Source organism: Nonomuraea sp. KM90 (genome assembly GCF_052246675.1).
GTDB lineage: Bacteria > Actinomycetota > Actinomycetes > Streptosporangiales > Streptosporangiaceae > Nonomuraea.
This window is the reverse complement of sequence record NZ_JBQQCB010000259.1, coordinates 1-6,243: the sequence shown is the minus strand read 5'-3', so window position 1 is coordinate 6,243 and position 6,243 is coordinate 1. Positions and strand designations below refer to the sequence as shown.

Sequence of the window (6,243 nt, the reverse complement as noted above, 5' to 3'; positions counted from 1 at the left end):
GGCAATCGCCCCGGTCTTGCCTCCGGTCTCCTCACGCAGGTCGAACACCATCTTGACGGCGCGATCGCGCAGCTCTTGGGGGTACTTCCTCGGTGCGGGCACGACTCCCAGCCTTCCAGTCTTGGGACCCTCCAACCAACCCGGGGCAGCTCACCCTGGTCAGCGACCTGCTGATCAGGGCAACGTGCATTGGCGACGACCGCGTCATCCAAGTGGAGCGGGACGCAGCATCACGCACCCGATCACAGCCCCACAGGCCCTATGGAGGAGCTTCCTCCTGCTCGTGTCGACGGCGGCTGAAGACTTGTTCCGGCCGCCGTTGACAAGGCCCGCGCCAACCAGGGTTTCGCGGCTGTTGCCCTCAATCCGCGTCAGGGTGGTCGTTGGGCCGATCACCGAATGGTGATCAATGGGGTGTTCCTCCGGACGCGGACCAACATCAGCTGGCGTGATCTGCCGCCCTGCTATGGGAACTGGAAGACAGCCTACAACCGGCATCGCCGCTGGTCGATGGACGGCACCTGGGCGAAGATCCTGGACGGGTTACGGGCCGGATACAAGCCGCCGCACGCTGTATCGGCGGGTGCGCCTGGTAGCTATCTGGCGGCGGCCGAAGCTGATCGCCAAGGGCCGACGTGAACGGATTTTTCGGGAATTTCAGGAATCTCGGTAAAAGGTGGACGAAGGTTGCCGCGGTTGCGGCCGCGGTCGTCATGGCAGTCGCGTTACCCGCCGCGCCCGCGGTGGCCGATGGCGCGCCCGACGAGCGGCCCGATGTGCCCGTGGGCACGTGGCTGGCGGCCCGCACCCAGCCCGCGGTGCAGCTGACCAGCTTCACCTACACCCGATCCGGACCGCTGGCGGGTGCTGCTCGATATCACCGCCCGGCTTCGTGCGCTGCCGCGTGGGGCAGTGGTGTGGGCCGCCGATGAGACCCACATGCACTGGATGCCGCACGTCCGAGCGGGCTGGACGTGGTGCGCACACCTGCCCGAGATCGCCACGCCGTGGAAGAACCGGCAGGTCACCGTACTCGGCGCGCTGGAGATGACCACCGGCCGGTGGGTGTACCGGCTCGGCCACCGGCGAGCCACCGACTTCCTGCTCCTGCTCGATGCGGTGCTCGCCGCGTTCCCCTCCACCCCGGCGATCGTCGTACTCTGCGATAACGACAGCATCCATCACGCCAAGGTCGTCACCGCCTACCTGGCCGAGCATCCTCGCCTGGAGTTGCTGCACGGGGCGCGCTACAGCCCGCACCACAACCCGCTCGAACGCGCCTGGGCCGGGCTGAAGGCGTTCATCGCCAACACCGCCGTCACCTGGCCCGGCCGCCTGAGACAGATCCACGCCTTCTTCCGCGCCCGCTCACCCGACCAGCTCCTGAGTGCCGCGATCCCCGAGGTCAGCCCCTGACTTCCCGCCGGTTACAAGCGGAACTACTGGAATACCCCTTAGCGCGCAGCATGGAATAGCGGCCAAGGTCGAGACTTCCTTGACAATTGCTCTGGCGATGGCAGAGTGGAGATCCACGCAGTTCACAACAGAGAACGGAGAAAAGAGAATGAGGGCAATCTCGGTAGCCATGGCCGCATTACTTGCGACCGGAACCATGGTTGGCACCGCAGGGACAGCGGTGGCGAAGACTGTCGACGACGGCACTGGTGCAGCCGCGCCCTGGGGAAGCGTGTCTGGTGAATGTCAAGTCCAGGGTTATCGGGGAAGCATCAAAGTGTATTACGAAATCCTTCGCACATGGGATCATATCAACCGATTCAACTGGTACCTACATAGTAGTCACCACCTCGGGAAAAAGAGTAATATTCAGATAAGGGTGATGCACAATCGCGCGCACGCTCCTGATAGACCCATCTTTATCTGGAACTCGAAGGATAATGTCCGTAAAGGGTCAGCTGGCATTTCGAAGCTCGTGCGCGTGGAGCGACGACACCGGATCTACATTACCGCCCGGTTCGACTTCGATCGCTCGGGGCCTGATTTTCGCTGCCAGGCGCGAACAAAAGATTTCTAGCCTAGAAGGGCAACTACTGCCGAGGAAGGCTCCTGGGGATTCTTCAGACAGAAGAGCCGATTGCGAAATTCCTCGGCCGCCTCTTACGTGACCCGAAGCTCTTCGTGTCTCGCCATGAGAAGATGGCGGTACTCGGTTGCGAGGTTATCGGCCGCAGCGATTCGCTCCGAAGCACGGCCTAGGATATCAAGATCCGGCAGCGCCAAATCAGCCTGGTCGGCGCGGACCTGACCGGCGTGCGCCTGCACCACGTGATGTGGAGCGAGGGGACGATCTGGCCCACGTCGGGCTGGGCGGAGCGCTTGCCGGCAGCGTCGGATCGCCTGCTAACGCGTGTCCTGTGGATCATGGAGTTGGGTCGCGGAGCCAGATCCTGATCGAGGCGACGTCGATGGTGCCCTGGTAGATTTGCTCCCGTTTGTCGGTGCGCAGGGCCATCGCCCGGTTGTTGCGGAGCTTGTTCACGCAGCGTTCGACGGTGTTGCGCGCGCGGTACCGCTCGGCATCGAACCCGGGTGGTCGCCCACCCTTGCGACCTCGCGTACGGCGGGTTGGCCTGCTGGCCCTTCTTGATCGGAATGACCGCCTTGATCCCGCGCCGGCATGGGTAGGCACGGTTGCCACGCGAGGAGTACGCCTTGTCGGCCAAGGCCCGCCCAGGACGCTGACGAGGGCGGCCCAAGCCGCGACGCGGGATCCGTACGCGCGCCAGCACGCGCCGGAAGTACGGGCTGTCCCCATGCTGACCAGGACTGACCATCGTCGCGATCAGGCGGCAGCGCCGGTCTGCGACCAGGTGGATCTTGGTGCTGAACCCACCCATCGCCGATGCGGTCAAAGAGGCACCAAGCCCTGCGCGATAGCTCAACACCCCTTGGGCGGGACGCAACCCGCGCGCGCCGTGCCCCTCGCTACGCGGGGCCCTGGCCACACAGGACGGTGAGCAGACGCACGGGAGGACCCTGACTCCCCTCGCGATCTATGCCGTCCGCTGCGCCGTGCCGTATCGCAGCAACGGTAACCGACCAGCGCGGCAACCCCGGACGCCCGCCTCAGACGCCTCACTCATGAGAGAAACCATGACCTCATCACCGACATCTCCGAAGGGCCAGCCCTGCCACCCGCCGCGAGCAGTTCCAGCCGCGCTCGTGGCCGCTGGACCCCGGCACGAACGAAAGGTTGCGCAATGCTGAAGGGCCAGCGGACAACGGCCTGCACGCGTCAGCCCTAATAGCAGGAACGGCGATGGTCCTCATCACCCAAACCGGCGATGGCGTCGACGGCTCCGCCCTGGCGGGCGGAGCCGCCATCATCCTCGCCGTGACCAGCCTGCGGTCACTGGGCGCCGCCGATCTCCGCGATGGAGCTCTGCTCATCAGCGCCGGGTGTCGCCGCCGGCACCACAACCCTCGTACTCAGCCTCTGCCTCATCCACGCCTACCCGGCCGCCGTCGTTGTGGCCGCAACTGAATGTCTCATGCTCGCCACGGTCACATCGGACGGCGGCGACACCCATGACCATCCCCGCCCCACCGGATCGCAGAGGCCACCGCAGCAGCACCACCAGCATCGTGGTGCCGCCGGCTTCTTCTACATGACAACGCCCTGCCTCAGCGCTGTCCGCCTCACCCCGCACAACGCGCCCGCCGTCATTCTGACCGGCACGTCAGCTACCATGCTCCTCCTCGGCAGGCTTGTGCAGAACCTCCATGACGATGACACCCCCGCGACCATCGTCATACCTTTCGCATTCTTCCTGGGCCCTTGGGCACCTGAGCCGGCTCATGGCCTGACGTAGGGCTCGCCCTCCACGCGAACCGCATCGTCATCCTCCACCTGCAGCACCCTTTGGGCCCCGCCGGCACAACATCGGCACGCGCCGCGGCCCATGGCCCCCCGGGTATCCGCCCTGACGACATGCTGACGTGGACTGCGCATCCCGATCAGCCAGCCACGCTGCGGCGATCAGCCCGGCGCCCGCCTGCCGCAGCCTGGCAGACCACACCCTCGGCATACCGCCTGCCATCACACCGGTCACCAGCTCTGGACACCAACACGTCCCGCGGCGCCGCGGCAGCCCCGCAGAATGACCGCCTGTCAAATCAGCGACGTCACAGACACGAACCCGTCCTGCCGCGTCGAGACCACGGCACCCACCGATCAGACCATGCAGAACACCCCGGTAGGTGAGGATCAGGCTCTCCACCACCCCAAGTCAGGCCATGCTCACCCAAGCCGGGCAGCCCGACCGCGACCGCGCCCGGGAACTGCTGGCCCGGCTGCGGATGCCGCACCCCCAGCTCACCCTCCTCTGGGACGACAGCGCCGACGGGCCGGGGCGCTGGTGGAGTCGGCCCGCCGCTTCCTGAACCGTGCCGGGTTTGTTGGAGACGGAGGTACGCCTGAGGAAACAGCCACAGGCATGGACCCGAAAGCCAGCGCCTGCCTCGCCGGCTGCCTCCGGGTGTCGCAGGGCACAGGAGGGCTGTGATGAGCTCACCGGGACGACGTACAGGAACCCGCCGCGCCGGGGACGAATTTTCGCAGAGGCAGGCTCATTGAGAAAAACCCGAGGAAGCGGCGGCCACCCAGAAGCAGCCGGCAACCGCCGCCTGAAAGAGTTCGATGCACCGGTATTGACGATCGCTCCGAAAATGGGTGGACGCGCGCAGCCGCCGATGCCATACACCTCCTTGCTAGGATCTATGTACACCGACGTAGAGAGAAGGTGTCGGCAAAGAGTGCAGGAAATCGAGTTCCGGCTGGGCGACGGCGAGCACTGGATTTTGATCGACGGCGTGCCGTTTCTCGACCTCGTGCGGGAGGCGGAACTCCCGTACGAACGATACGAGCAGCTCGAACGCGCCGAGGAGTTCGCATCCGAGCGGCCACCCCAGCTCGCAGGCCAGTACAGCTACTTCATGGAACGCTGGACCGGCTGGCCGACCCGGCACTACCTGGGCGAACCCGTGGCGGTGGCCTACAACCAGGAAGACGACGAGACCATGCTGCTCGGATGCAACTGCGGCACCGCAGAATGCTGGGCGCTGCTGGCCAGAATCGACGTCACCGACACCGAGGTTCGCTGGTCGAGGTTTCGTAACAACCACAGGGACTGGGATCTGTCCCTGACTCTTGGACCGTTCGCCTTCTCTCGCCGGCAGTACGAACAGGCCCTGCACGCCACCGCCTACCAAGGTTTACAGTTCCGCCGATGACCCATGGCATTCGTCTGATCACGGTATGCGATCCCGTGCCAGCAACAAGGTCTGTGCCCATCCTGGCCGAGGGCAGCCATAATCAGACCTCAGCCATATGGGTTTGAAGATATCCTCTCAGCTTTCTTCATCTCCCGGGTTGTCGCAGTGCTGTGAGGGTGCAGCGGCGTTTGACGGTTTTGCCGACGTCGTAGTGGTGCGGGTCGGCGGTTGAGGATGCCGGTTGGCGAGTGCGGGATGCAGGTTCCGAAACCCGCGCCGGACCCGGGCAGGGGTGAGCTGGCCGGGCCACGCCGGTTTCTCCCACGGGTGAGGCAGGTCTTCGGTCAGGCGGCGGGCCAGGCCGGCGACCTCGTAGCAATCCGGATCCTGCTCACACATCCCTGCGACGCCCGTCCGCAGGACAACGACTAGAGCGACGATTTCTGATCGTCCAAGAGCCGTCAGCTCGACGTCGGCTCAGGCCTCCTCTACCAGGGCTACGCTCGACGCCCAGCCCACCGGCCGTGCTCACCTCATGAACGTGCGCCGGTCAAGCGCCACCTCCACCAGTCACTCCCTCAAACAAACGAGAGTGATGTATGACCGCGTCCTCCGAGCAGCCCGACCGCGCCGGCCAGCCCGTGGACCCGATCCCACCCAGCCCGGCCACCCGGGACGAACCTCGCGAAGGCGATCGAGCTCTCACATACCCATGACCCCTACACGCACCTGCAGCCCGGCGCGCGCGGCACGGTGACCTACACCAACCGCCACCGCGACTTCACCCAGATCGGCGTCCAGTGGGACCACGGCTCAGTGCTCTTCATGGTGCCCGAGCACGAAGACGTGATCCGCATCATCGGCACCGCGCCTGTCACCTGCCCCTAGACGAGTAAGTCCTAAGTCTGGTTAGTGGTCGTAGGCGATCAGTGATCGGGTGATGGGCTGGCCGGTCGCGCGGTTGTGCCAGATGGCGGCGGTCAGGGCGAGGATGCGCTGGGCGATTCTGGC

At 65.3% G+C, this 6,243-nt stretch carries 5 protein-coding genes and 4 pseudogenes; 7 read left to right on the top strand and 2 right to left on the bottom strand.

The genetic code is table 11. The annotated features are described in order from the left end of the window. Positions 1-372: 372 nt before the first annotated feature. The 4 genes and pseudogenes from ACTWPW_RS62665 to ACTWPW_RS62650 all read left to right on the top strand — a co-directional run. Positions 373-552 (top strand): annotated as a pseudogene (locus tag ACTWPW_RS62665) (transposase); the annotation flags it as partial. 161 nt (positions 553-713) lie between these two features. Continuing rightward, positions 714-932 carry a hypothetical protein gene (locus ACTWPW_RS62660; RefSeq protein ID WP_443174791.1) on the top strand — a complete coding sequence of 73 codons (219 nt, stop codon included), beginning with the start codon at positions 714-716 and terminating at the stop codon, positions 930-932. Then, positions 847-1,416, top strand: a pseudogene (locus ACTWPW_RS62655) (transposase); the annotation flags it as partial. The gene ACTWPW_RS62660 and the pseudogene ACTWPW_RS62655, both read left to right, overlap by 86 nt. Positions 1,417-1,564: 148 nt before the next feature. Then, entirely contained in the window at positions 1,565-2,032 is a 468-nt protein-coding gene (locus ACTWPW_RS62650; protein ID WP_443174790.1) for a hypothetical protein, read from the top strand. A 523-nt stretch (positions 2,033-2,555) separates the two neighbouring features. Here ACTWPW_RS62650 and ACTWPW_RS62645 read toward each other — a convergent pair. After that, a pseudogene (locus ACTWPW_RS62645) lies at positions 2,556-2,855 on the bottom strand (transposase); the annotation flags it as partial. A 1,363-nt stretch (positions 2,856-4,218) separates the two neighbouring features. Between ACTWPW_RS62645 and ACTWPW_RS62640 the strand changes: the two are divergent. From ACTWPW_RS62640 to ACTWPW_RS62630, 3 genes are all read left to right on the top strand, one after another. Then, positions 4,219-4,401 carry a hypothetical protein gene (locus tag ACTWPW_RS62640; RefSeq protein WP_443174789.1) on the top strand — a complete coding sequence of 61 codons (183 nt, stop codon included), beginning with the start codon at positions 4,219-4,221 and terminating at the stop codon, positions 4,399-4,401. A gap of 372 nt (positions 4,402-4,773) precedes the next feature. Further along, positions 4,774-5,250, top strand: coding sequence for a hypothetical protein (locus ACTWPW_RS62635; RefSeq protein ID WP_443174788.1), 477 nt, complete (start codon positions 4,774-4,776; stop codon positions 5,248-5,250). 675 nt (positions 5,251-5,925) lie between these two features. Further along, positions 5,926-6,120, top strand: coding sequence for a DUF4314 domain-containing protein (locus ACTWPW_RS62630; RefSeq protein WP_443174792.1), 195 nt, complete (start codon positions 5,926-5,928; stop codon positions 6,118-6,120). A 21-nt stretch (positions 6,121-6,141) separates the two neighbouring features. Here ACTWPW_RS62630 and ACTWPW_RS62625 read toward each other — a convergent pair. Continuing rightward, positions 6,142-6,243, bottom strand: a pseudogene (locus ACTWPW_RS62625) (IS982 family transposase); the annotation flags it as partial.